This window comes from Turicibacter sp. St.80E1, assembly GCF_059728495.1.
In genome coordinates this window covers 112,058-136,551 of record NZ_AP039386.1, presented here as the reverse complement: position 1 = coordinate 136,551, position 24,494 = coordinate 112,058, and the positions used below count along the sequence as shown (strand labels likewise).

Annotated in this window: 24 protein-coding genes and 1 riboswitch; of the genes, 4 read left to right on the top strand and 20 right to left on the bottom strand. The window is 36.2% G+C overall.

The genetic code is table 11. The annotated features are described in order from the left end of the window. Nucleotides 1-2: 2 nt before the first annotated feature. The 3 genes from purK to AC6I0I_RS00635 all read right to left on the bottom strand — a co-directional run bounded on the left by purK (nt 3) and on the right by AC6I0I_RS00635 (nt 3,426). A complete protein-coding gene (gene purK, locus AC6I0I_RS00645) occupies nt 3-1,133 on the bottom strand; it encodes a 5-(carboxyamino)imidazole ribonucleotide synthase (RefSeq protein WP_161832464.1) in 1,131 nt (376 codons plus the stop codon). Continuing rightward, nucleotides 1,126-1,638, bottom strand: a complete 513-nt coding sequence (gene purE, locus AC6I0I_RS00640; protein ID WP_161832463.1) for a 5-(carboxyamino)imidazole ribonucleotide mutase — start codon at nt 1,636-1,638, stop codon at nt 1,126-1,128. The genes purK and purE overlap by 8 nt, the downstream gene beginning before the upstream one ends. Before the next feature lie 126 nt (nt 1,639-1,764). Beyond that, entirely contained in the window at nt 1,765-3,426 is a 1,662-nt protein-coding gene (locus AC6I0I_RS00635) for a formate--tetrahydrofolate ligase (protein WP_161832462.1), read from the bottom strand. Nucleotides 3,427-3,639: 213 nt separating this feature from the next. Continuing rightward, nucleotides 3,640-3,740: riboswitch (purine riboswitch) on the bottom strand. Nucleotides 3,741-4,170: 430 nt separating this feature from the next. On the opposite strand from AC6I0I_RS00635, the gene guaB reads away from it, so the two are divergent. Next, nucleotides 4,171-5,646 carry an IMP dehydrogenase gene (gene guaB, locus AC6I0I_RS00630; protein WP_161832461.1) on the top strand — a complete coding sequence of 492 codons (1,476 nt, stop codon included), beginning with the start codon at nt 4,171-4,173 and terminating at the stop codon, nt 5,644-5,646. A 127-nt stretch (nt 5,647-5,773) separates the two neighbouring features. Here the strand turns inward: guaB and AC6I0I_RS00625 are convergent, their stop codons facing one another. The 12 genes from AC6I0I_RS00625 to AC6I0I_RS00570 form a co-directional block, all read right to left on the bottom strand. Then, nucleotides 5,774-6,313, bottom strand: coding sequence for a stage V sporulation T C-terminal domain-containing protein (locus AC6I0I_RS00625; RefSeq protein ID WP_161832460.1), 540 nt, complete (start codon nt 6,311-6,313; stop codon nt 5,774-5,776). A gap of 58 nt (nt 6,314-6,371) precedes the next feature. Beyond that, nucleotides 6,372-9,902 carry a transcription-repair coupling factor gene (gene mfd / locus AC6I0I_RS00620; protein WP_262953618.1) on the bottom strand — a complete coding sequence of 1,177 codons (3,531 nt, stop codon included), beginning with the start codon at nt 9,900-9,902 and terminating at the stop codon, nt 6,372-6,374. Between the two features lie 25 nt (nt 9,903-9,927). Then, a complete protein-coding gene (gene pth, locus AC6I0I_RS00615; protein WP_161832458.1) occupies nt 9,928-10,488 on the bottom strand; it encodes an aminoacyl-tRNA hydrolase in 561 nt (186 codons plus the stop codon). A gap of 322 nt (nt 10,489-10,810) precedes the next feature. Further along, nucleotides 10,811-11,785, bottom strand: a complete 975-nt coding sequence (locus tag AC6I0I_RS00610) for a ribose-phosphate diphosphokinase (RefSeq protein ID WP_161832457.1) — start codon at nt 11,783-11,785, stop codon at nt 10,811-10,813. 107 nt (nt 11,786-11,892) lie between these two features. After that, nucleotides 11,893-13,260, bottom strand: a complete 1,368-nt coding sequence (glmU, locus tag AC6I0I_RS00605; RefSeq protein WP_161832456.1) for a bifunctional UDP-N-acetylglucosamine diphosphorylase/glucosamine-1-phosphate N-acetyltransferase GlmU — start codon at nt 13,258-13,260, stop codon at nt 11,893-11,895. A 224-nt stretch (nt 13,261-13,484) separates the two neighbouring features. Further along, on the bottom strand, nt 13,485-13,739 hold the full coding sequence (gene spoVG, locus AC6I0I_RS00600) for a septation regulator SpoVG (protein WP_161832399.1): 255 nt from the start codon (nt 13,737-13,739) through the stop codon (nt 13,485-13,487). Nucleotides 13,740-13,931: 192 nt separating this feature from the next. Beyond that, nucleotides 13,932-14,786 carry a 4-(cytidine 5'-diphospho)-2-C-methyl-D-erythritol kinase gene (gene ispE, locus AC6I0I_RS00595; RefSeq protein WP_161832400.1) on the bottom strand — a complete coding sequence of 285 codons (855 nt, stop codon included), beginning with the start codon at nt 14,784-14,786 and terminating at the stop codon, nt 13,932-13,934. Between the two features lie 80 nt (nt 14,787-14,866). After that, entirely contained in the window at nt 14,867-15,100 is a 234-nt protein-coding gene (locus AC6I0I_RS00590) for a Veg family protein (protein WP_161832401.1), read from the bottom strand. Between the two features lie 111 nt (nt 15,101-15,211). Then, entirely contained in the window at nt 15,212-16,024 is an 813-nt protein-coding gene (gene yabG, locus AC6I0I_RS00585; protein ID WP_161832402.1) for a sporulation peptidase YabG, read from the bottom strand. Between the two features lie 175 nt (nt 16,025-16,199). Further along, nucleotides 16,200-17,072 (bottom strand): 16S rRNA (adenine(1518)-N(6)/adenine(1519)-N(6))-dimethyltransferase RsmA, encoded by an 873-nt coding sequence (rsmA, locus tag AC6I0I_RS00580; RefSeq protein WP_161832403.1) that lies wholly within the window; start codon nt 17,070-17,072, stop codon nt 16,200-16,202. A gap of 19 nt (nt 17,073-17,091) precedes the next feature. Continuing rightward, on the bottom strand, nt 17,092-17,643 hold the full coding sequence (gene rnmV, locus AC6I0I_RS00575) for a ribonuclease M5 (protein ID WP_161832404.1): 552 nt from the start codon (nt 17,641-17,643) through the stop codon (nt 17,092-17,094). Nucleotides 17,644-17,671: 28 nt separating this feature from the next. Beyond that, nucleotides 17,672-18,970: an HD domain-containing protein gene (locus tag AC6I0I_RS00570; RefSeq protein ID WP_161832405.1), complete on the bottom strand. Its 1,299-nt coding sequence runs from the start codon at nt 18,968-18,970 to the stop codon at nt 17,672-17,674. A gap of 208 nt (nt 18,971-19,178) precedes the next feature. Here AC6I0I_RS00570 and AC6I0I_RS00565 point away from each other — a divergent pair, with 208 nt between their 5' ends. After that, nucleotides 19,179-19,505 carry a hypothetical protein gene (locus AC6I0I_RS00565; protein ID WP_161832406.1) on the top strand — a complete coding sequence of 109 codons (327 nt, stop codon included), beginning with the start codon at nt 19,179-19,181 and terminating at the stop codon, nt 19,503-19,505. A gap of 41 nt (nt 19,506-19,546) precedes the next feature. Here the strand turns inward: AC6I0I_RS00565 and AC6I0I_RS00560 are convergent, their stop codons facing one another. Continuing rightward, nucleotides 19,547-19,798 carry a YuzB family protein gene (locus AC6I0I_RS00560; protein ID WP_161832407.1) on the bottom strand — a complete coding sequence of 84 codons (252 nt, stop codon included), beginning with the start codon at nt 19,796-19,798 and terminating at the stop codon, nt 19,547-19,549. A gap of 107 nt (nt 19,799-19,905) precedes the next feature. Beyond that, on the bottom strand, nt 19,906-20,871 hold the full coding sequence (pta, locus tag AC6I0I_RS00555; protein ID WP_161832408.1) for a phosphate acetyltransferase: 966 nt from the start codon (nt 20,869-20,871) through the stop codon (nt 19,906-19,908). Nucleotides 20,872-21,210: 339 nt separating this feature from the next. On the opposite strand from pta, the gene AC6I0I_RS00550 reads away from it, so the two are divergent. Together AC6I0I_RS00550 and gerQ are read left to right on the top strand one after the other, a co-directional pair. Beyond that, entirely contained in the window at nt 21,211-21,633 is a 423-nt protein-coding gene (locus AC6I0I_RS00550) for a cell wall hydrolase (RefSeq protein ID WP_161832409.1), read from the top strand. A 24-nt stretch (nt 21,634-21,657) separates the two neighbouring features. Next, entirely contained in the window at nt 21,658-22,323 is a 666-nt protein-coding gene (gerQ, locus tag AC6I0I_RS00545) for a spore coat protein GerQ (protein WP_161832410.1), read from the top strand. Nucleotides 22,324-22,359: 36 nt separating this feature from the next. On the opposite strand, the gene AC6I0I_RS00540 is transcribed toward gerQ, so the two are convergent. The 3 genes from AC6I0I_RS00540 to AC6I0I_RS00530 are packed head-to-tail and all read right to left on the bottom strand — an operon-like array spanning nt 22,360 to nt 24,388. Continuing rightward, a complete protein-coding gene (locus AC6I0I_RS00540; protein ID WP_161832411.1) occupies nt 22,360-23,028 on the bottom strand; it encodes a uracil-DNA glycosylase in 669 nt (222 codons plus the stop codon). Between the two features lie 28 nt (nt 23,029-23,056). Further along, the gene (locus AC6I0I_RS00535; protein ID WP_237658959.1) at nt 23,057-23,830 is read right to left on the bottom strand and encodes an energy-coupling factor transporter transmembrane component T family protein; all 774 of its coding nucleotides are present in this window, start codon (nt 23,828-23,830) and stop codon (nt 23,057-23,059) included. A gap of 6 nt (nt 23,831-23,836) precedes the next feature. Continuing rightward, the gene (locus AC6I0I_RS00530) at nt 23,837-24,388 is read right to left on the bottom strand and encodes a Gx transporter family protein (RefSeq protein ID WP_161832412.1); all 552 of its coding nucleotides are present in this window, start codon (nt 24,386-24,388) and stop codon (nt 23,837-23,839) included. Nucleotides 24,389-24,494 lie beyond the last annotated feature (106 nt).

Sequence of the window (24,494 nt, the reverse complement as noted above, 5' to 3'; positions counted from 1 at the left end):
CTTTACTTGGGAAAATTATTTAAAAATTGATTAACCTGTTCTAATACTGTTGCTTCACACGGATTAACAAACGTGAGGTGCCCCATTTTACGATTTCTTTTTGCTTCTGCTTTTCCATAAAGATGAAGTTTAGCCTCTGAAAACTCGGGCTTTTTCCACATCTCTAACGCATAATCTACATGTTGGCCTAGAAGATTTAACATCGTCGCAGATTTAATTAATTGTGGTTTGATCAAAGGCAATCCACAAATGGCACGAATATGTTGTTCAAATTGAGAAACATTACACGCATCAATCGTATAATGACCTGAATTATGAGGGCGTGGAGCTAACTCATTAATAATAAGCTCATCTCCTACAACAAACATCTCAATCGCAAGTGTTCCCACAAAGTCTAATTTCTCAATTAATGTTTTTCCAATTTCCTCTGCTTGTAATTGTTGACGTTTATCTATTCGGGCAGGCACAACACTTAAGTGCAAAATATGATTGTGATGAATATTTTCAACAATCGGAAAAACCTCAACTTGTTTGTTCGTTCCCCGCGTCACAATAACTGAAATTTCTTTTGTAAATGGAACAAAACCTTCTAAAATACAAGGTTGAGTCGCTACAACGGATTGGACATTTTCTAAATCTAAATCAGACTTTAATGTCCATTGGCCTTTTCCATCATAACCTCCACTTACTGTTTTAAGAATACATGGGTAACCAATATTTAACACTGCCTGCTTTAATTCATCGACTCCTTCTACTTTTTCATAAGGGGCCGTTTGAAACCCACACTTATTAATTGCTTTTTTTTCGATATACCTTTGTTGGGTCAACATTAAAGGACGCTCTCCCTGAGGTAAATACCCTCTAGCTTCTACCCTTTTAATTTGACTTCCATCAATATTTTCAAACTCATACGTGACAACATCACTTAAATTTAATAACTCTATTAAAGCCTCTTCACAATCATAAGGGGCATTGATTTCATAATCAGCGATTTGAGCGAGGGGGCCATTTTTTGAAGGCTCCAACACCGCTATTTTATATCCCATTTGTTTTGCCGATATTGCCATCATTCGTCCAAGTTGCCCGCCACCAATAATCCCAATAGTAGCACCGGGTAAAATCACTCTACTCACCTAGATCACTTTCCTTTAACACAGATTCCGTCATTTCTTCACGATATTCATCTAGCTTTTTTGTAATCGTAGCGTTACTTGTACTCAAAATAGAAGCTGCAAGCAATCCCGCATTTTTCGCACCTGCTTTACCGATTGCAACAGTGGCAACTGGAATTCCTCCAGGCATTTGAACGATTGAAAGAAGCGAATCTATCCCATTTAACGTTCTAGACTGAACAGGAACACCGATAACAGGAAGTGTCGTTTTAGCTGCAACCATTCCAGGTAAGTGAGCAGCTCCTCCTGCTCCAGCAATAATCACCTTAATCCCTCTTTCTCGCGCAAGTTCAGCATATTCGAACATTTTATCTGGCGTACGATGAGCGGATACAACGTGTGCCTCATATGAAATTTGCAATTCGTCCAATACTTTCATCGACTCTTGCATCGTTTCTAAATCGGATTTACTACCCATGATAATTCCAACTAATGGTTTACTTGAAATTTCATAAATTCTCTCCATAAGTTTTTTCCTCCAAACTAGATCAAAACTCTATCCTTATATTTATTAAGTTAGAAGGAGGGAACCGTTAGCCCCGTTCCTTCCTATTTTAACCTCAAAATATATCGAGCGGATGCTTATTACTCTCTAGAATAATCCGACACATTCTCCCTCTGGCGTCACATCCATTTTAAGTGCAGCTGGTTGTTTTGGTAAGCCTGGCATCGTTAATACATTTCCTGTTAAACATACAATAAACCCTGCACCTGCCGAAATGCGAATTTCACGAATCGTAATATCAAAGTTTGTTGGACGTCCTAATACCTTTGGATCATCGCTTAACGAAACTGGTGTTTTAGCCATGCATACTAGGAAATCTTCATAACCTAACTCTTTAATTTTTTGAAGTTGATTTTTAGCTTCATCTGTATAAACAACTCCACGAGCTCCGTAAATGTTTTTTGCAATAGTTAAAATTTTGTCCTCTAACTTTGCCTCACGCTCATATAAAACTTTAAATGTTTGGTCATTATTCTCAACTAATTCAATAACACGATTAGCTAACTCCTTAGCACCTGCTCCACCATTTAACCAAACGTTAGCAATCTCGCATGGGTGGTTATTTTCCTCACACCATTTTTTTAGGAATTCTAATTCTGCTTCTGTATCGTGAGTAAACTGATTCACGGCAACCACATACGGTAAGTTGAATTTTTGAATAGAGTCGATATGTTTCGCTAAATTTTCAATTCCTTTTGCTAATGCCTCAACATTTTCTTCTTTTAAATTGTCGTATTCTACCCCACCATGCATTTTTAACGCACGAACTGTCGCAACAATAACAACACAATCAGGTGTTAATTTACCTTCACGACATTTAATATCTAAGAACTTTTCAGCACCTAAGTCAGCACCAAAACCAGCTTCAGTTACAACATATTCCCCTAATTTTAACGCCGTTTTAGTCGCAATAATTGAGTTACATCCGTGGGCAATGTTTGCAAATGGACCTCCATGAACAATTGCAGGTGTATTTTCACACGTTTGAACTAAATTTGGCTTTAAAGCATCCTTTAATAACATCGTAATCGCACCTTGGATTTTTAAATCCTTCACAAATACCGGTTGATCATTTTTTGTATACGCAACAATAATGTTACCAATTCTTTCTTTTAAATCCTCTAAACTAGTTGCCAAACATAAAACAGCCATAATTTCAGAAGCAACAGTAATATTAAATCCATCTTTACGTTCAATTCCATTAACATGTGACCCTTGTCCAATTGTAATTTCACGTAACGTACGATCATTTAAATCTAGGCAACGTTTAAACACAATTTTGGTTGGATCAATCTCACATTCATTTCCTTGATAAATATGATTATCTAACAAAGCACAGATGGCATTATTAGCACTTGTAATAGCGTGAATATCACCAGTAAAATGCAAATTCAAATCTTCCATCGGTAACACTTGAGAGTAACCCCCACCAGCTGCTCCACCTTTTAGTCCCATAACCGGTCCTAATGATGGTTCACGTAAAGCAATCACAGACTGTTTGCCAACATGATAGAAACCTTGTCCTAATCCAACTGTCATCGTTGTTTTTCCTTCACCAGCTTTCGTTGGACTAATCGCTGTCACTAAGACCAACTTTCCATCTTTACGTTGATTATTCATGACACTTAAATCAATTTTAGCTTTATATTTACCGTAGCACTCAATATCATCTAAGATATTTAGTTCCTCCGCAATTGTTGTAATCGGTTTTAATTCAATCTCTTTAGCAATTTGTAAGTCGTTTTTCATTTTAAATACACTCCTTTTCACATCATAAGAAACTGCCCTACCCATTTAGAATAAACAATATCGGTCAAAACATAAACAAAAGGCACCTCTAGCTAATAACTAAAGGTGCCTAAAACATTACATAAGTTTTAAAAATTCTCCCCTGGATAAAAAGCATTAACTCTACTTCATCCTGTATTAACGAATTTTCATTGTTTCTTCAACTTATTTAACTTTATTTTATGCAACCTTCATAGTCCCTAATTTTACGGTAAGGGGTAGAAACTTTCGAACCATATTATCGATGATATATGAATGTTGTAATATTTATTCAATTAAAAAGACTAAAAAACATACACGTTAAAAAACGCAATTAACCCTTATGCCTTTTAGTCTCTTTATTAATATTGTATTGAGGACATGATAAAATTGTCTGCTTTTTCTTTACTTTTCGAATATACATACAATTCATCCCAATGACCTCCTACAAATTTTTTCATTTAATAACAAAATATTTACAATTGAATTATAAACCAATTATTTGAAAATATCAATCATAATTTTCAAAATAACTCTATATTGTTTACCTAATCCATCCATTTTATTCTCCCACAACATGATTTTTCCGTTATTCATTCATTATATTATTTTTTGTAGTTGCACGCTACTACCAATTATGCTATCATGTTTACAAATTTAACAAGGCACACAAAATATACTATGCACGCCGAGGACATAAAATAACCAACTATAGGAGGACCTACTATGAATTCATTAAACGGAAAGGTTGTTTCAACAGGATTAACATTTGATGATGTATTGTTAATCCCTCAAAGAAGTGAAGTATTACCTAAAGATGTATCGTTAAAAACAAAATTAACACGTCAAATCGAATTAAATGTTCCTATCATCTCTTCAGCGATGGATACAGTCACTGAATCTCGTTTAGCAATCGCCCTGGCTCATCAAGGAGGAGTTGGATTTATCCACAAAAACATGACAATCACTGAACAGGCCGAAGAAGTGCGTCGTGTTAAACTTTATCAAAACGGAATGATTTCAGACCCAGTAACACTTTTAGAGGATGTAACACTTGAAGAAGCTAACGAGAAATGTAAACATTATAAAGTATCTGGATTCCCAGTTGTCGATGAATTTGGAATTTTAAAAGGAATCGTAACAAATCGTGACTTAAAATATCGTAATAACCATACCTTAAAAGTTAGTGAAGTTATGACAGGACGCGATAAGTTAGTGACTGCCCCTATCGGAATCACTTTAGATGAGGCAAAAGAAATCCTTATGAACCATCGCATCGAAAAACTACCTCTAATCGACGAAAATGGAGTCTTACGTGGACTAATCACTATCAAAGATATTGATAAAACAATGTCATATCCTAATAGCTGTAAGGACGAACATGGACGATTACGTTGTGGTGCTGCAGTTGGAATTGGTTTAGACACAATGGAACGTGTATCAGCTTTAGTCAATGCCGGTGTAGACGTTATTACGGTAGACTCAGCGCACGGTCACTCATTAGGAGTTATTAACACAGTTCGTCAAATCAAAGAAGCTTTCCCACAATTACAAGTAATCGGTGGAAACATCGTCACACCTGAAGCTGCTAAGGACTTAATCGCTGCGGGTGCTGATGCTGTAAAAGTAGGAATCGGTCCGGGATCAATCTGTACAACTCGCGTCGTAGCTGGTGTAGGTGTACCTCAAATTTCAGCTGTAAACGACGTTTACGAATACTGTAAAACTGTAGGGGTTCCAGTAATTGCAGATGGTGGATTAAAACTAAGTGGAGACTTTGTTAAAGCAATTGCTGCGGGTGCTGACTGCGCTATGTTTGGTGGATTATTCGCCGGATGTGAGGAGGCTCCTGGAGAAGAGATTTTATATAATGGACGTCGCTATAAAACTTATGTAGGAATGGGATCTTTAGCTGCTATGAAACGTGGATCAAGTGATCGCTACTTCCAAGGAAAGCAACAAGAAGCTAAAAAGTTAGTGCCTGAAGGAATCGAAGCCCGTGTTCCGTATAAAGGTAAATTAGAAGATGTAATCTATCAATTATGTGGTGGATTACGTGCAGGAATGGGTTACTGTGGAACAGCAACTATTGAGGAATTAAAAACAAATGCTAAATTTGTTCGTATTACCAATGCGGGTCTACGAGAATCACATCCACATGATGTTGAAATCACACAAGAAGCACCTAACTATCAAAAATAAAAAAAGAGTGTGGATTATCCACACTCTTTTTTTGACCATAAATTAATAAAACAAAATCATTTCATAAAATTTATCATGAATTTTAAAGGACATTAGCTTTTAATCAAAGTTAATGTCCTTTTCTTTATTATCCCTCTAAATATTTTCCTAAGAAGGCTGTTGCAATTTTAGCGCTATTAATATCTAATTCATTAACGAATTCATCTTCTTCAGTTCCAACTAAAATAACGGCACCTAAGCTATCACCATTTGAAATAATAGGAACCATAACAAATGAACGTTCTGTTGTCTCACCGTCTACGATTTCTAACACTTCTTTTCCTTCAGCAATTTTAGAGGTACGATTTTCAATCATATCGCTTAAAGGACGGCTTACTCGGCGATTTAAATATTGTTTTCTAATTTCACCCGAAGCAGCAATAATATCTTCGCGATCAACAATTAAAACACCTTTTTTAGTTGAACCTTGTACTGCATCTGCATATTGTTGAGCAAAAGCAGAAATATCTGCAATAGGAGAATATTTTTTTAAAACGACCTCTCCTGATTGATTAACGAAAATTTCTAAAGAATCCCCTTCACGAATACGCATTGTTCTACGAATTTCTTTTGGTATTACAACTCGACCTAAATCATCTATACGACGTACGACTCCTGTAGCTTTCATCTTTCTCAAAACCTCACTTTCGGATTATCTAACATTAGTTTTTATGTTTTTTTATAAATTATACCTTTTTTACATTATTTTTGAATCTTTCAAAATCTTTAAAGAGGTCCAATGCATATTCGAACCATTGTAATCTTTTTACAACAGGTAAATCAAAAATAATATTGATTCTTCCCTCTTTGTAAGCTAAGCGAATCATTGAACCAATCTTATGAACAGCCTCAAATAGCTTCTGTCCATTAATATCTTGTGTAATTTCTTCCTTTAATATGAATTCTATCGTATTTTTAGTCGATTTTGTTTTTTCAATATATCCTTCTGTTAAGTTTTTTAAATAAGTTAAATCAATTAAATACTTAACCTCATCAGGAAAATCTCCAAAACGGTCAATTAATTCATCGATAATATCATTATAAGAATGATCATTGGTAATTTTTTTAATTTTTTGATAAATTTCTATTTTTGTTGATTCATCACTAATATAAAAGTCTGGTATATAGGCATCGACTTTCGTAGGAAAGTCAAACTCTACCTTTGGTACTTCAAATGAAGCGACTTCAAAATCGCTACCTTCTCTAGCATGAACGACTGCTTCACTTAATAATTGGGTATATAAATCTAATCCGACCGTGTCAATAAACCCATATTGCTTCGCACCTAACATATCTCCGGCTCCCCGTATCGCCAAATCACGCATTGCAATTTTAAAACCTGATCCTAATTCAGTAAATTCCTTAATTGTCTGTAACCTTTTTTCAGCATTTTCAGTCAACACCTTATTTCGTGGGTACATACAATAAGCATAAGCAATCCGATCACTACGACCCACACGCCCTCTTAACTGATAAAGTTGTGATAATCCTAGGCGATATGCATCAGAGATAAGCAGTGTATTTGCATTAGGTATATCGATCCCTGTTTCAATAATCGTTGTACAAACTAAAACATTAAATTTCTTTTCTTCAAAATCTGCCATTGTTTGTTCAAGCTGCTCTTTACTCATTTGACCATGTGCATATTCTACAACTGCATCTGGAACTAATTTTTGTATTTTCGCAGCCCGCTTCTCTATATCAGATACTCTATTATACAAATAGAATACTTGTCCATCCCTCGCCAATTCACGCTCAATCGCATCTCGTATAACCCCATCGTGTTCCTCTAAAACATAAGTTTGTACAGGATAACGATTCATCGGGGGAGTTTCAATCAGCGATAAACTTCTAATTCCAATCATCGACATCTGTAATGTTCTTGGAATGGGTGTTGCAGTCAGCGTTAAGACGTCAACTTCAGTTTTAAACTCTTTGATTTTTTCCTTATGTTCAACCCCGAAGCGTTGCTCTTCATCAATAATCAAAAGTCCTAAATCTTTAAAAATAACATCTTTTGATAAAATCCGATGAGTTCCGACAACGATATTTATTTTACCACTTTTTATACTTTCTAGCAATTCCTGTTGTTCTTTTACTGAAATATATCTGTTCAGTAAGCCCACCTTGACATCAAAATCCCGAAAGCGCGAAACAAATGATTCATAATGTTGTTTAGACAAAATGGTTGTGGGTGCCAAATAAGCAACCTGTTTACCATCTTGAACGGCCTTAAAGGCTGCTCGCATCGCAACTTCCGTTTTACCATAACCTACATCCCCAATTAACAAGCGATCCATTGGATGTGGGGCTTCCATATCTTCCTTAATTTCACTTGCAGCTCTTAATTGATCGTCAGTCTCCACGTATGGAAAGGCATTTTCAAAGGCATGTTGTTCAATCGTGTCTTTCGCAAAAGCGTAACCCGGAAGATGTTCCCTTTTGGCGTAGATTTTAATCAACTTATCCGCAATATCTTTAACGGTCTTCTTAACTTTAGATTTCGTTTTCTCCCACTCGGATGTCCCTAATTTGTTAATTTTCGGCTTGGCTCCCTCGGAACCTACATATTTCTGAACCATCTGAATTTTATCAATAGGAACATATAGCTTATCGTCCCCGCGATAGGCAATCATTAAAAAGTCTTTACGCGCTCCATTAGTTTCTAATGTTTCAATTCCAATGTACTGACCAATTCCGTGTTGAACATGAACGACATAATCTCCCAGTTGTAGTTCATTATAATCTTTCATTTTTTTTCCTTCTTTAAAGTTGCTCTTATACGCCGTAGATTTCTTACGCTTTGTATGGACCTCATAATCGGTGTAGACAACAATATGTGGCTCTAATAGTTCATATCCTACCGCCAAGCAATCACAAATAAGATGAATAGACCCTTCGCGAATCTCGTCAATGGTTGTAGGGAATGCTACACCAACACCTAATTCATCCAAATAGTTCGCCAAATTATTCCGTGCTTCAACACTCGAAACAGCCACAAAAACCGTCGCGCCATTTTCTCTTAAACGTTTACATTCCTTAGCAAAGAATTCTAGTTGTCCATGAAACTCCGATACACTTTTCGTTGCCAATTTAACATGTTGGTCCAATTCCACATTAGGTAACGTACCAAGATGTTCAGATAAAAATAACTGATGAGCTACTGAAATGGTCGTGATAGGTTGATACAGATTTAACCCTTTGACTGTTTTTCCATTTTCAATCGCGCCTTCTTGCCAAGCTAACGCATCTTCATTCATATGCTCTTGATTTTCCAAAACACGGGCATAATCAATATAAATAACAAGCGGATTGTCTAAATAGGATAATAAAGTATCCGGATCCTTATATAGAAGCGAAATATATTTATGCATTAATTCTAAATCCTGATGATTTTGAATTTTTTCGATATCTTGATAAATTCTCGCATATAACATCTCTCGTGCTTCCCCATCCACAAGAGGTAACGTTTTGTTCAAAAGATCCTTTATGCTTGATTCAAAGGCCTTAATCTCCTGATCCGAATATACCAACTCAAAGGTTGGAACAATGACAGCCCGCTCAACTTTCTTTATCGAACGTTGTGTATCCGTTGTAAAATAGCGTATCGTGTCAATCTCATCGTCAAAAAATTCTATACGTAATGGATTTTCTTCCGTCATTGGAAACACATCAATAATTCCACCGCGCACACTAAACTCTCCCATATGTTCCACGGCACGTACAGATTGGTAGCCAAGTTCAATTAGCTTTCTTTTTAATGTATCTAAATCGTAACACTCACCAACCTCTAATGAAATATCCGCCTGTTGAAAAACTTCCTTAGGCGGTAAAAAACGGGCAGCACCTGCGACATGAGTAACGATGATCCTGTTAGGATCCTCAATAATCGAAGATAATGTATTCATCCTTTCAATACGTAATTCAGAACTTGAAGCTAGCATTTCCGCTGTGATAAATTCGTCCATTGGAAAAAGACGGACCAACCCTTCGTCCATCAACTCCACTAACTGATCATACAAACGCTGGGCCTGATATAAATTTTGCATCATAATAACTACAGGCCTTCTTTTATTCTCATACAACATTTGCATTAATGACGCATAAAAAGACGGAGTTACTCCGCTAAGTAAAACGTTTTGATGCTCACCATCTAACGCCTTTATCAAAGTTTGGATTGCATCCGACTTTGAAATATACTGATTCATTATATTCATTCTTCCATCCACCTCTTAGTTAAAACTACTTACTATACTCTGTCATCACCTTATTAAAAGATTCAGTTAATGTCATTTCACATGCTTTCACTGATAAATCAATCGCTTGATTGACTAATGCCAGTTCATCCTCTGTAAATTTTCCTAAAACATAATCCACAACAGGAATCTTAGGATGACGGTCAATTCCAATACGAATACGTTTAAACTCCTGAGTTTTAAGGTGTGCAATTAATGACTTAATACCATTATGCCCCCCTGCACTCCCCTTTAAACGCATTCTAATTTTTCCATGAGGTAAATCTAAATCATCATAAATTACAATAATATCTTCTACATCAATATCGTAAAAATCAATAAGTGCACGAACGGACTCACCTGATAAATTCATAAACGTCGTCGGTTTCAGTAATATAACTTTCTCACCCTTTACAATTCCTCTTCCCATCTCACCTTTAAACTTTTTCTCTTCTATTAAGGGAATATTCCATGCTGAACTTAGTCTATCAATCACCATAAACCCCGCGTTATGACGTGTTCTTTCATATTTTGAACCTGGATTTCCCAGACCTACAAACAATTTCATAAAAATCACCTCGTCTTGAGTTTTAATAGCCTCTTCTATTTTACATGAACCTTATATATTTTACCAATCATTATTCAATCATCGATTAGCTTTTTCCATACCTCAAAAAAATGTCCTTTAATTCCTACTCTTTTTCTAAAATAAAACTGGAAACCTTGATAAGCCACGCGTCCCCTCTCTCATCCATTTCTTGCCCATTAATTTGTTCATCAGGCTAGTCACCCTCTATTACTAGGGCCCCATTCTTAACTGGCATTCACTCATAGAGCACATAAAAAGGCAAAGCTAATGATTAGCTTTGCCCCCTCAGTTCATCATTTAATTAAAAATTATATAAGTCACGATTATAGACAAATAAGTCTGATACCGGCTCATCATTTAAAATATGTAAAATACCTTCTGCTAATAATTCGCCAACAGATAATTGTGTAATTTTAGAACTTCGTTTTTCTTCTGGTAGGTTAATTGTATTTGTAGTAACTAATTCTTTAATGGCTGAATTTTCAATACGTTCAACAGCTGGACCCGAAAGAATTGGATGTGTACAAGCCGCATAAACAGATAACGCCCCACGCTCTTTTAACGCATTCGCTGCAATCTGAATCGTTCCCGCTGTATCAATCATATCATCGATAATAATAGCATGCTTTCCTTCAACTTCTCCGATTAATCCCATAACTTCTGCAACATTTGGTTTCGGACGACGTTTATCAATAATTGCGATAGGAGCATCTAAATATTCAGCAAGTACGCGAGCGCGAGTTGCTCCTCCATGGTCTGGCGATACAACAACAATATCATCTAAGTTTTTATCAATAAAGTATTTTGCAATAATAGGCATTGCTCGGAAGTCATCGATTGGAATATCAAAGAATCCTTGGATTTGCGTCGCATGTAAATCCATTGTCATCACACGTGTTGCTCCTGCAGCTTCAATTAAGTTCGCTACTAATTTCGCTGTAATTGGCTGACGCGCTTTTGCTTTTCTATCCTGACGAGAATATCCATAATAAGGCATGATTACATTAATGGTTTTAGCTGATGCACGCTTTAAAGCATCGATCATAACTAAAAGCTCCATTAAGTGATCATTTACTGGATTATGTGTTGGTTGTACAACGAAAACATGATGTCCACGTACAGTTTCATTAATATTAACTTGTACCTCACCATCTGCAAAACGATTAACTGTTAAATCCGATAAAGGAACACCGATACGATCTGCAATTTCTTGTGCTAATGGACGATTAGCATTTAAACTAAAAATCTTAAACTTTTTACGATTAATTTCTGCCATGCTGATTTAACCTCCTAGAATAAACACACTTCAGACAATATTTTACACAATTTCGCATTTATTTTCAATTATTTCAATAAATGTTTAAATTTAATCTTTTTGTTAAATTATTTTTGTCGAATAATCTTAGCGTAGCCCTCTTTATTTTCTTGCTTTGAACGAGCAATCGCAAGCGCATCCTCTGGTACATTTTTTGTAATTGTCGAACCAGCCGCTAAGTAAGCATTAGGCTCAATTGTCACTGGTGCAACTAAATTCACGTTACATCCAACCATCGTATTAGCTCCAATTATGGTTTGATGTTTATTCTTTCCATCGTAGTTAACAGTAATTGAACCACATCCCATATTTACATTCTCACCTAAAATTGCATCACCAATATAACTTAAGTGTGCGGCTTTTGCCCCATCTTTAAACACTGATTTCTTAATTTCTACGAAATTTCCAATACGTGCATGACTTCCAACCTCAGCGTGCATACGAATATGAGCAAAAGGCCCTACTGTTGTATTCGCACCAATCACCGAATCTGAAATAACTGAGGCATTAATCGTTGAATTTTTTCCGATAACCGATGAGTTAATTTGTGAATTAGCACCAATGATAACCTCATCTTCAATTTTTGAACATCCCGTAATCATTGTTCCAGGATAGATAATAACATCTTGCCCAATTTCCACTTCAGTTCCAATATACGTAGCCTCTGGGTTAATAATCGTAACACCATTTCTCATATGCTGTTCATTTACACGTTTTCTTAAAACTTTTTCAGCATAGGCTAACTGAACACGGTCATTAACTCCTAATGTTTCTTCAAAATCTTCATTCTCATAGGCAACAACCTTTAATCCCATGTCGCGAATAATCCCAACTAAATCTGTTAAGTAGTATTCTCCTTGTGAATTGTTGTTCGTGATTTTCGTTAAGGCCTCAAACAATACCTTATTATCATAACAGCAAACACCCGTATTAATTTCCTTGACTAATAATTCTTGCTCATTTGCATCCTTTTGTTCAACAATTCGTAAAACATTACCCGCTTCATCACGAATGATACGCCCGTATCCCGTCGGATTATCTGTCGATGCAGTTAAAATAGTAATTGCTGCCTCTTGTTCTTGATGATAGTCAAATAAATTAGAAATAGTTTGTTCTGTTAATAACGGAACATCACCATAAGTTACAATCGTTACCCCTTCAAGACCTTCTAACAAATCTTTCGTCATCATCACAGCGTGCCCCGTCCCTAACTGTTCCGTTTGCATCGCATATTCTACGCGGTCTTTCAATTCTGCACGAACTGAATCCGCTTCATAACCAATCACCGTTACAATTTTATCTACCCCAATTTTTTCTAAGTTTGTAACTGCGTGGTCCACCATCGATTTTCCTAATACTTGGTGTAATACTTTATGTAAATTAGACTTCATACGGGTTCCTTTTCCCGCGGCTAATACAACTGCATACTTATTCATTAAAATCCCTCCGTTAATCTAACTTCTTTATTTAGTATAGCACAATTCAACACTTCATTACATTTAATTTTCCATCCAGTGTAAGCCTCTCTGTTATATTTTAGTTTAGAATTTTAAAAAAAGCTACTCTTCTAAAAGAAGGTAGCTTTTTAAACATTCATTCATGACGCTTTTTTTATGTGTCATAATACGCCCATAACCTTTCAGTCTAAGCATTCACTCTCTTATTCTGCTTCCTCATAGGCCTTAATAACAAAGTCTTCTACTTCCTTACGGGTTTCATGATTAATTGGATGTGCAATGTCTTTAAATTCCCCCGTTGACGTCTTACGACTAGGCATTGCCACGAATAAGTGTTCATCCCCCTGAATGACTCTTAAATCATGGATAACAAAGCACCCATCTAAGGTAATTGATGCGATTGCTTTCATTCTATTATCTGTCTCTACTTTTCGAATTCTAACGTCTGTAATATTCATTCTCTCATCCTCCTAAGTTGTCCATATCACCTCTTCATTATACCACATACTGTAAGTGCTTTTTATGTCATTTGTGTGTTTTTCTTACAATTATATACATTCTCATGAATTTTTTTCCGATACTCTTTTAACTGTTTTGTTAATCCGACAAAAAAGCATCTTAATCGATAAACAATTAAGATGCTTTTCATACTAGCCAATTAATCTAACTGCATAAACTTCATGCTCTCTTAGGCAACCATTAATACTATTTATAATACGCCTTAACTTGTACTCTTTACGAACAAGAGCAAAAACTGTCGGTCCACTCCCACTCATGAGTACGGCATCTGCTCCAAATTGAATTAATTTATTCTTTATTTCTTCAACGACCGGATACCGTTCAAACGTTACGCTCTCTAACGAGTTACCTAAACGATTACAAATCCCCTGATAGTCCTGTAACTCGATACAGTCTAACATCCCTTTAATATCTAAATGTTGAACCTCATTTGCGTTGAGTGCCTCATAAATCTCTTTTGTTGACACGCCAATTCGCGGTTTAATTAAAATAACCCAACATTTTGGAGGGGACGGAATCGGATGAATAATTTCTCCACGACCTGTTGCTAATGCGGTCCCACCATAAACGCAAAACGGAATGTCTGACCCTAATCGTGCACCTAATTCGGCCAACTCATCCATCGTACAATCTACTTTAAAAAGTTCCCTTAGCGCCTTTAAAGTCGCCGCTGCATTACTACTTCCACCAGCTAAACCAGCCGCTACTGGGATTTTCTTTTTAATATAAATTTCAACCCCTTGCTTAATGTTAAAATGTTTTCTAAAAAGTTCAGCCGCTTGATAGGCTAAATTCTTTTCATTCAATGGAATTGTAAACTCATTTGATTGAATAACAATTTTATCGTCGTTACGGGGAGTGACTGTAATATAATCTGCTAGATCAACAGTTGTCATAATCATTTCAACCTCATGATAATTGTCATCTCGTTTATAGAGCGTATCAAGTGCCAAATTTATTTTTGCTGGAGCTTTAATTGTTACCATAGCCATTCCTCCAATCAGTATGATTTTATTTTATCATACAAAAAAAAGTAGTAAACATCGTCAACTACTTTTTTTTAATATTAATTAAACTTTAATTCTACCGATCCCGTTAAAACATCAATATAACTATAAGAAACTCGGTCAACTGAGTCGCGTTGACTATCTAAATCAATCACAAAAATAGAAGGATACGTATTCGATAAAATACCTGTATGTTCTACCACTCGATTACGACTTTCATAAGCGGTTAATTTCACTTCTTTACCGACTTGTTCACTCAACTCTTGACGAATATTAACAATATTATTTGCCAAAACATCACGACCTTTCTATCATAAAGCATACCATAAAAAGAAAATTTTTTCAATATTATTATATGCTAAAGGGTTGAAATTATTCATTATCAATGATAAAATAAAATATTTTTACATTTTCCTGATTCCATAGCGAAGGGTTCCCTTCGTTTGAAGACCACCAATTCCCGCTATTTTAGCAATCGTTTTTTCAATCGCTTCCCTTAAATCCACTTGTTCCTCGTAAGGGGTTAGGGCAATCGTTGCCGCAATAATCGCTGGATCAAGCGCGTGTATATTAATACGTTTAGGCGATGATGCAAAATTTGCTCCAGAACCAATCAACGCCTCAAAATGCGATTGGCACGCCCCAGCTATAACGATCAAATAATCAAGCGAAGGTTCGATTTCACGCAATGCATTAACCGTCTCTACAAAGTATTTTGAACTTCTATACGCCATCAAATCATCTTCATGTTCTTTATCTTCTAATGCATCATGCCCCGTAATAACAACAATATTTGGTCTTAACCGTTTAACTAATTCAGGAACTTTAACCTTCATATCCTTCTCAGGAACCGCAAATGCCTGTGCATAAACTTTTGCATATTTATACAGTTTGATACTTTTCTGGAGGTACTCTTCATCCCCATCAATGTGTAAAATCCGTCCACTAATATAAAAATCTCCATTATCATAACTTCTCATATTATCCATAACAGGGGGGAGAATGGTTCGATATTGATCAAACTCCACCTGCTCTGCACGTTGATACTCCTCACGCGAAATAATTTCTAAATCACTTAATGGGGCATCCGCCGTCAAACGAAAGAAGATTCCCTTTAAATGGGCGACGTCTCCCGTAATTTCCTCAATACGAAACATCGTGTCAGATCCATAAGAACGACGGCCTACAATATCCCCTACTTTGACTTCTTCATCCATCCTTATCACCTCACGTTATTATATGCCCCACCCCTTTAAATGTGCCTACACAAAAAAGCATAAAAAGATTCCTCTTCCCATGCTTTCAAATAAACTTAAAATGAATTGATTCCAGTAACCTTTATAGTCTAAAAGCCCCTTATAATAAGGGGCTTTTAGACTATAAAGAGAGAATTTATGCCTTTAAATGACGATAAAACACATTAGATAGATGGGCGAACTCCTCAATGGATAAAGATTCCCCACGGCGGTTCGGTAAAATATTGGCCTCTTCTAGAATTGCTGTCACTTCTTCCTTCGATAAAGAAGTAAAGTGTTGATTTAAATTATTTTGTAATGTTTTTCTTCGTTGCCTAAAAGCACCGTGAACAACTTCCATAAAGAAATCCTCATCTAAAACATCAACTGCTAACTCTTTACGTTTTGTTAAACGAACAACCGCACTATCAACATTCGGAGCGGGAATGAAAACAGTCTTTGGAACTGTTAAAGCAATTTTAGCCTCCGTATAATATTGAACGGCAATTGATAAAGCATTATAATCTTTTGATCCCGGAGAGGCTGATAAACGTTGCGCTACCTCTTTTTGCATCATAGTCACGTAACGATCAATAGGTAATTTCTTTTCGATGAGTCCCATCAAAATAGGAGTTGTAATATAATACGGTAAGTTAGCAACTACCGCAATTTCCTTCACATCTTTAAACTCTTCCTCAATCATCGATGCGACATCTGCCTTCAAAATATCTTGATGGATAATCTTTACATTATCATATGGGGCTAATGTTTCCGCTAAAATTGGAATTAAACGCGGATCGATTTCGTAAGCCACCACTTTTTTTGCCTTACGCGCAATAAACTCAGTTAAGGCCCCGATACCTGGCCCAATTTCAATGACACCCACCTCATCTGATAAATCAGCGGCATCTACAATTTTATTTAAAATATTTGTATCTGTTAAGAAGTTTTGCCCAAAGCTTTTTTTAAAGGTAAACCCATGTCTTTCTATAATTTCTCTTGTGTTTGACTTCGTTGCGATATCTCTCATACTTAATAGCTCCTTTATTTTAGACACTTTTTGGTTCTTCTGCTAATGCATTAACAACTTGTTGTTTAGTAACTCCAAACATCATTAAACGCTTTTGAAGTTGTTTTCCGTTCACATAGCCGATTCCTAACACTTCGCCTAGCTTTTCCCGTATTTTTGCACTATTTGGATGACCAATTAATCCTAAATCAAACAAAAATTCTGTTTCAATCTCCTCCGTCACCTCAGTTTTAGGCGTGATGACATCTTGTAAAGCCCGCTTAATCGATTCGGCGCTTGCATGCTCAACCCCGACTCCCTTATCATTTTTAGCAATTGCCTCCCGTTTAGGAAGGTGGGCATGTTTACAAAGTGGCACCTCTTGCATAATGCGTTGACGAATTTTATTTCCCGGAAAATCAGGATCGGTAAAAATAATCACTCCACGTTTTTTCTGCAACTCCTTGATGCGTGAAATAACGTCCTCATTAATAGCCGATCCGTTTGTCTCTAACGTTTCAATTTCTGGATATACCTCTTTTAATCGCCTCGTATCATCCCGACCTTCGACTACAATAATCTCTTTAAACATCTTTTTTCCTCGATTTCTATGTTAACTTTTACTGAATATTTTCAGGTAATAGCTCTAAAATTTTATTTTTTATCTCTACATTCCCACTCGCTTTAATTAAATCTAGCGGAAAATAAATTTTATATTCCTGTTTTGGTTTAACGGCAATAATCCCCTTAATAATCGTTGATACTTCCGATATTTCTTTAATAGAACCATCACGCATCAACAATTCGATGCAATCCGGTAAACAATTCGTCTTATGACCATAATAATCATACGGTGTTTTAACACTATGATCGGTAATTAAATAGTAGGTTGGATTGATACCTAAGATGGACATATATTCCCCGATTTTTATTAAATTTTTGTTCACTTCGTCATTTGGTACATAATGCATTTCCTTTAATAAACGACGATGAATAAAGCGATCCGCAAAATCGCTCAATATCTCATCTTCCTCTTCAACAAATAACGACGCATAGTGACTAATTGTCGCATCATCAAACTTTAAATACGTTTCAACAGATAAGTCCTTCTCCAAAAACAGGTCTGCTAACGCCCCAATAGGATGTCTAAATTGATACCCTGATAAAACAAGTTCTCGAACACGTCGTAACATATTTTGAATCACTAAGTCAAAGCTACGCCCTGTTGAGTGTAAATAAACTTGCCAATACATTTGATAACGGCTCATTAAATAATCCTCAATAGCGTGCATCCCCGAAACTTTATAAACAATTTTGTTATTAACAACCCTCATCGTCCTTAAAATACGTTCAACATCAATTTCACCATATGGGGCGCCTGTAAAATAGGCGTCTCTCAATAAATAGTCCAATCGGTCCGCATCTAACTGACTAGAAATAATGTTGATTACTAGTGGGTTTTCATACGTTTTATTAATGACATCACGAACCTTCGTCGCAAATCCTTTTTGATAGCTTTCCAACACCTGATTAACTTCTGTATCTTCCATAATAATACGTTCAGTAAATAGTTCATGACGAACATTAAAAACGGATTCAAAGGAATGTGAAAACGGACCGTGGCCTAAATCATGCAACAATGCCGCGGATAAGACTAGCAAACGCTCCTCCTCCTCTAACACCGTCCCACAATACATAAGCGCCCGGATAATTTTACGCGCCATTTCATACACCCCTAAGGAATGTGAAAATCGACTATGCTCAGCCGTATGAAAAACCATGTAGGTTCCACCTAATTGCTTAATACGCCGTAAACGTTGAACTTCCTTCGTTTGAATCAAATCCCAAATTAATTTATCAAATACATGAACATATCCGTAAACTGGATCTCTAAATACTTTTTCTTCTAATTTTACCATTGGCACCACCGTCTATATCTGTATATCTCATCATTATTTTATAAAATAATGCAAAACTTTTACTTTTTACAAGCTTAGTATACCACATTATGATTCGACATGAACGTCATGGCCATATACTAAATATAAAAAAACAAGCAACACTTTAACAAATACTAGAAAATATGATATAATAGTGTTATGAAAACGTTTTATAGGATGTGATACTATGTGTTTGAAAACACATGAGAGTTTTGTAACCGATCAGGAATCTTTCCTTAAACACCATAAGTTGTTTTCTATGCTTATTTGTGAAATTTATGATCTTTTAACACTCTATCAACCATCCCCACTTAGTTCTGAAGAAATATTTGAAAACTTAACTCCCTTTTTACAGTCTCGAATTCGATTTGTACTGAACCATGAACCGCATGCCCATCACTTCTTTATCGATGAGCAGGCGATTATACACTATATTATGCAACTCTTGACGAATAAAATTTCAAAAATTCGTTCAACTTCTAAAGGGGCCTATTATATTGACCCCGTAAAATAAAAGAGATGGGAATGTCACTTTATGATGACTTCCCATCTCTTTCATTTTCCTAAAAACTCTTTAACTTTTTGAATTAATTCGTCTTCATTATCAGCTAAGATTGGTTTATTGTTAATAAACACAAACGAACGATCACGACCAGGACCACAATAAGATTGGCATCCTTGATAAATCTTAGCTTTCGGATCAATTTCTTTCAAACGTGGTAATAATGTATTTAAATTAGTTGCCTTACACTTATCGCAAACACGAAACTCGTTTGGCTCTGCAAATAAATCATCTAAATTAAACATCGACTACACCTTCCCCTTTTTATCAATTTTTTTAAAGTGTATCTTCAACGATTTTATAAAAAATCGGGCTTCATGTCAAATAAAACACAAAGCCCGCTTCCCTTATTTTATAATAATGTCTGATTCGCTGTAATAACTGCTGTTTTGTAGACATCCTCTGGTGAACATCCACGTGATAAATCATTCACAGGTTTATTCAATCCTGCTAAAATAGGCCCTACCGCCTCAAACCCACCTAATCGTTGAGCAATTTTATAGCCGATATTTCCAGAATTTAAATCTGGGAAAACAAATACATTCGCTTGTCCTGCTACTTTTGAATCTTTTGCTTTTGTTTTCGCAACGGCAGGAACAAAAGCCGCATCAAACTGTAACTCACCATCATAATCAAAATCAACTTGCATCTCGTCTAACACTTTAACCGCATCCGTCACTTTTTTCGTTTCTTCTGTTTTCGCTGATCCCTTTGTTGAGAAACTTAATAAAGCTACTTTAGGTTCAATATCAAACATACGCGCTACGCGAGCCGATTCCAATGCAAATTCCGCTAAATCATTGCTTGACGGATTTGGATTAATCGCACAATCTGCAAAAATTAAACGCTCATCCCCACGTAACATTGCAAAATATCCAAATGTTTTTCCTATTCCTGGTTTTGTTTTGATGATTTGTAAAGCTGGACGAACTGTATCCCCCGTTGAATGAATCGCCCCTGAAACCAATCCCGCTGCTAAGCCCATATGAACTAACATCGTTCCAAAATAGTTAACATCTAAAACGAGTTCACGCGCCTTTTCTTCTGTTACTTTCCCCTTACGTACCGCGACTAACTCAGCAATCATTTCCTCTAATTTGTCATAATGTTTTGGATCAATAATCTCGCAACCTTCTAATGAATAATGCCCTGCTGCCGACTGCACCTCTTCAATTGACCCAATTAAAACCGGCTTTAACATATTCTCACGTGCAAGTAGGCTCGCTGCTTGAACAACACGTGGTTCATTCCCCTCCGGAAAAACAATGCGAATGTTTTTCCCAATAATTTGATTCTTTAAACTTGTCATGATATCCATTCAATTTACCACCTTTTGATGTTGTGTTAACCCTATTGTACTATTATTCTTAAAAAAATAAAAGGTTAATACCTTTTATTTTTTTAAGAACAATCGTCGTTTTTTGAATAGCAAAATTTTCACTTTCCTATATATAAAAAGGCCCCCTTTTATTGATCCATCAAACTTGAGATAATATATTCTTCCTAACCCCTCAACAACGAACGATGGGTCATCGGATACAACCTCCTTTTCAATTCATCCACTTCCCTCTTGTTTCACTCATTAACTTTTATTTTTTCATCACCTTTATTCATATTTTCTCCTCTGAGGTCGTATGATGAAACGAGAGGTGATTATATGGGAGTTATTCAAGCAACCCAAAAAGACATTGAATTACTTGCTCGACTCATGCGCGCTGAGGCTGAAAGTGACGGAGACATGGGAATGTTACTCGTCGGAAATGTTTGCGTAAATCGGATTTTAGCTAATTGCCACGATTTCAAAAACATTAACACCATTCCATCAATGGTTTATCAATCACCTGGGGGGTTTGAAGCCGTACAATTCGATTACTTTTATCAACGCGCAAGGGATAACGAAATAAGATTGGCTAAAAGGGTCATTAACGGAGAGCGTTTCGAACCCGCAACGACTGCGTTATGGTTTTACGATCCTTTTCAACCATCGTGTCCCGCCCAGTTTTGGGGACAATGGAATTCAGGTCGATATGGAGATCACTGCTTCTACATTCCGCTTGAATCCGAACATTGTTATGACTAATCGTATCTTGAAAGGAGAGACACTATGAATTATTATTATTCTTATCCTTACGGGGGACCCGTTCCAAATCCAAATGATCCATATTGGAGATATCAACAACCAAATCCTATGGGGGCTAATTACACAAACGTAAACCCTAGCACAGTGGAACCACCATTCCCATCTGGAGCACCAATTACGCCTCAAACACCTACAGAGCCAGGTCAAACACCTGCAGCCTCTAGTGGAGTAAGCTATGCAGGATTCGAACTTCCAGTAGGAAATGTCATTTCAATGGCTCAAGGTAGCAGTTATTTCAGTCAAGTTTTAAGACTTAACCGCGGAAAAATGGCTACCGTATACATGACATTTAGCGGAAATGATGCGGCAACTGCGCAACGTAGCTTCTTTGGTGTGATTGAAGCAGCAGGACGCGATCACATTATTTTAAGTGATCCAAATACTGGGCACCGTTTCGTCTTATTAACTGTTTACTTAGATTATGTTGAATTCCCTGAAGAAATCAACTATTACTATCCACAAGATAACACAATCAACATTGTTGATCCTGATTTATTTGAAAAATTCCCATCATTAGGGGCACTTTACAACTATCAAAAACAACAAGATGAACTTTACAAACAAAAATATCCTTACTATAACCAAATGCCTGAAACACAACACGGGTATGGAAATTCTGATCAACACTAAATAAAAAAAGACTCCTTTTAAAAAGGAGTCCTTTTTTTATTTAGTTAAGGTCCAATCAATAGGGTGAATCCCTTTAGAAACTAAGAATTCATTAGTTTTTGAAAAGGGGGCACTTCCGAAGAATCCACGATGCGCCGACAATGGAGAAGGATGAACCGATTCTAGCACTAAATGCTTCCTTTGATCGATTAATCTTTTTTTACTCCGTGCATGATTTCCCCATAAAATAAAAACAATAGGGGCATCCTTCTCATTCAAACAACTTAGAATATGGTCTGTAAACCTTTCCCACCCCATCGAAGCATGGGACATCGGTTGGCCTGATCTAACCGTTAAGGTTGAATTAAGCAATAAACCCCCCTCTCTTGCCCATTTACTTAAATCTCCGCTCGTTGGATAAGAACACTTGATATCCGAAACCAACTCCGTAAAAATATTTCGAAGTGAAGGTGGAATTTTTGTTGTTTCTGTTACGGAAAAACTAAGACCATTTGCCTGATTCTCACCGTGATACGGATCCTGACCTAAAATCACAACCTTCACTGCTGAATAAGGGGTGAGTTCAAATGCCCTAAACACAGACTTTTTAGGTGGATAAACAGTCTCAATTTCATATTGTTCGTGTAGCTTAGAAAAAAGCTCCTTCATATACGGCTTTTCAAATTCTCGTTCTAAAATAGGTGCCCAATCATTATGGATAAACAATTAAATCACTCCTTTCATTAAAAAAGCACTAAAGTAAAATAACTATAGCCAACACTAAAATACCATAAACTAACAGACAAACATCACGCATCCTAAACTGTAATCGATAAATAGATGTCCGTTGCTCACCTACAACATATCCACGACACTCCATAGCCTCAATCATCATCATTAGGCGTTTAACCGTATTTGAAATAGCAGGTATAATAATGGATAACAACTTTTTAAATTTATCTTGTAACCTTAATTCACTAAAGTCTAGACCCCGTGATTGCTGAGCATTATAAATCAACTTAACTTCCTCTAAAATCATTGGAATTAAACGGATAGAAAGCCCTGCCATAAAGGCAAATCGCTCAATCGATGGGCTTTTAAATAATGTCCTCACACCGGCCACGATTTCCCCCGGTGACGTTGTAAAAGTTAACAAAGCACCCAGAATAACAAATAACATCATCTTAGTAACATAAAACGCTCCTATCCACAATCCGTCTAGACTGACACGAAAGATTCCGATCTTCAATAAAAAGGTGGTGCCCTCCGTTAAAGTAAAGAACATCAAAAAAAAGAAATACATATATTTTAGAAACATCGCTTGTCTTAAATAAAACGAAAAAGGAATTTTACTAAGACAAAGTAAAGAAAAGGTAAAAAGCGTGACACATAATAGCTGTTCCCAATTGACAGTACAAATAATCATTAGGAGATTAAGCACCATCATCACTAATTTCGATCTAGGATCAAACGCATGGTAAACGGAAGAACCGTCAATATATCGACCAAGCCACAGTTTTTTCATCATAATTCCCTATACTTCCTGTAATTTATAATGTTTTTTGAATAATTCAAATTCATTCAATCGTGGCATGACGAGTTTGGCAACAATCCCAACAACTATTCCCGTCACTGCACCAAGAGGTAATAAAAACATCATGTAATAAGCGACCGCATTGGTTTTAATTAAAATCATTGCCACGATAATTTGACCAATATTATGCATCACGCCCCCTAAAACACTAATCCCTAATAAACTTATTTTGTCCTTCAATAATTTAAAAGCCGTCATCATCGTTGCATAACTTAACAACGCACCGACAAACCCATAAGCAAACATCGAAAATGTTCCAAGCAGTAGTGTTGTTAAAAAGGTTTTTAAGATAATGACAGTTAGCATATCTTTTCCATCTAAATAATATAAACCAATCACAATCATAATATTCGCCAACCCTAATTTAGCACCTGGAATGGGCAATCTAACCGGGATCATCGCCTCAATAATCCCCAAAACAATGGCCAAGGATCCAATTAAAATAATAAGCATCATCTTTTCTAAGTTTTCACGATTCCTTTTTTGATTCATTGGTTAAACCCCTCCTACTTAACTTCGTCTCTATTATATCATGAGCGGAAGACTCAAATCCCCCTTTTGTTGACAAAATGTTAGCACTTTAAAAATTAATTGAGTT

Bases quoted from the DNA above. Each gene is read 5' to 3' on its own strand.
- purE (WP_161832463.1), bottom strand. From the start codon at position 1,638: ATGGAGAGAATTTATGAAATTTCAAGTAAACCATTAGTTGGAATTATC.
- AC6I0I_RS00635 (WP_161832462.1), bottom strand. From the start codon at position 3,426: ATGAAAAACGACTTACAAATTGCTAAAGAGATTGAATTAAAACCGATT.
- guaB (WP_161832461.1), top strand. From the start codon at position 4,171: ATGAATTCATTAAACGGAAAGGTTGTTTCAACAGGATTAACATTTGAT.
- AC6I0I_RS00625 (WP_161832460.1), bottom strand. From the start codon at position 6,313: ATGAAAGCTACAGGAGTCGTACGTCGTATAGATGATTTAGGTCGAGTT.
- mfd (WP_262953618.1), bottom strand. From the start codon at position 9,902: ATGAATATAATGAATCAGTATATTTCAAAGTCGGATGCAATCCAAACT.
- pth (WP_161832458.1), bottom strand. From the start codon at position 10,488: ATGAAATTGTTTGTAGGTCTGGGAAATCCAGGTTCAAAATATGAAAGA.
- AC6I0I_RS00610 (WP_161832457.1), bottom strand. From the start codon at position 11,785: ATGGCAGAAATTAATCGTAAAAAGTTTAAGATTTTTAGTTTAAATGCT.
- glmU (WP_161832456.1), bottom strand. From the start codon at position 13,260: ATGAATAAGTATGCAGTTGTATTAGCCGCGGGAAAAGGAACCCGTATG.
- spoVG (WP_161832399.1), bottom strand. From the start codon at position 13,739: ATGAATATTACAGACGTTAGAATTCGAAAAGTAGAGACAGATAATAGA.
- ispE (WP_161832400.1), bottom strand. From the start codon at position 14,786: ATGGTAACAATTAAAGCTCCAGCAAAAATAAATTTGGCACTTGATACG.
- yabG (WP_161832402.1), bottom strand. From the start codon at position 16,024: ATGGATGAAGAAGTCAAAGTAGGGGATATTGTAGGCCGTCGTTCTTAT.
- rsmA (WP_161832403.1), bottom strand. From the start codon at position 17,072: ATGAGAGATATCGCAACGAAGTCAAACACAAGAGAAATTATAGAAAGA.
- rnmV (WP_161832404.1), bottom strand. From the start codon at position 17,643: ATGTTTAAAGAGATTATTGTAGTCGAAGGTCGGGATGATACGAGGCGA.
- AC6I0I_RS00570 (WP_161832405.1), bottom strand. From the start codon at position 18,970: ATGGTAAAATTAGAAGAAAAAGTATTTAGAGATCCAGTTTACGGATAT.
- AC6I0I_RS00565 (WP_161832406.1), top strand. From the start codon at position 19,179: ATGTGTTTGAAAACACATGAGAGTTTTGTAACCGATCAGGAATCTTTC.
- AC6I0I_RS00560 (WP_161832407.1), bottom strand. From the start codon at position 19,798: ATGTTTAATTTAGATGATTTATTTGCAGAGCCAAACGAGTTTCGTGTT.
- pta (WP_161832408.1), bottom strand. From the start codon at position 20,871: ATGGATATCATGACAAGTTTAAAGAATCAAATTATTGGGAAAAACATT.
- AC6I0I_RS00550 (WP_161832409.1), top strand. From the start codon at position 21,211: ATGGGAGTTATTCAAGCAACCCAAAAAGACATTGAATTACTTGCTCGA.
- gerQ (WP_161832410.1), top strand. From the start codon at position 21,658: ATGAATTATTATTATTCTTATCCTTACGGGGGACCCGTTCCAAATCCA.
- AC6I0I_RS00535 (WP_237658959.1), bottom strand. From the start codon at position 23,830: ATGATGAAAAAACTGTGGCTTGGTCGATATATTGACGGTTCTTCCGTT.
- AC6I0I_RS00530 (WP_161832412.1), bottom strand. From the start codon at position 24,388: ATGAATCAAAAAAGGAATCGTGAAAACTTAGAAAAGATGATGCTTATT.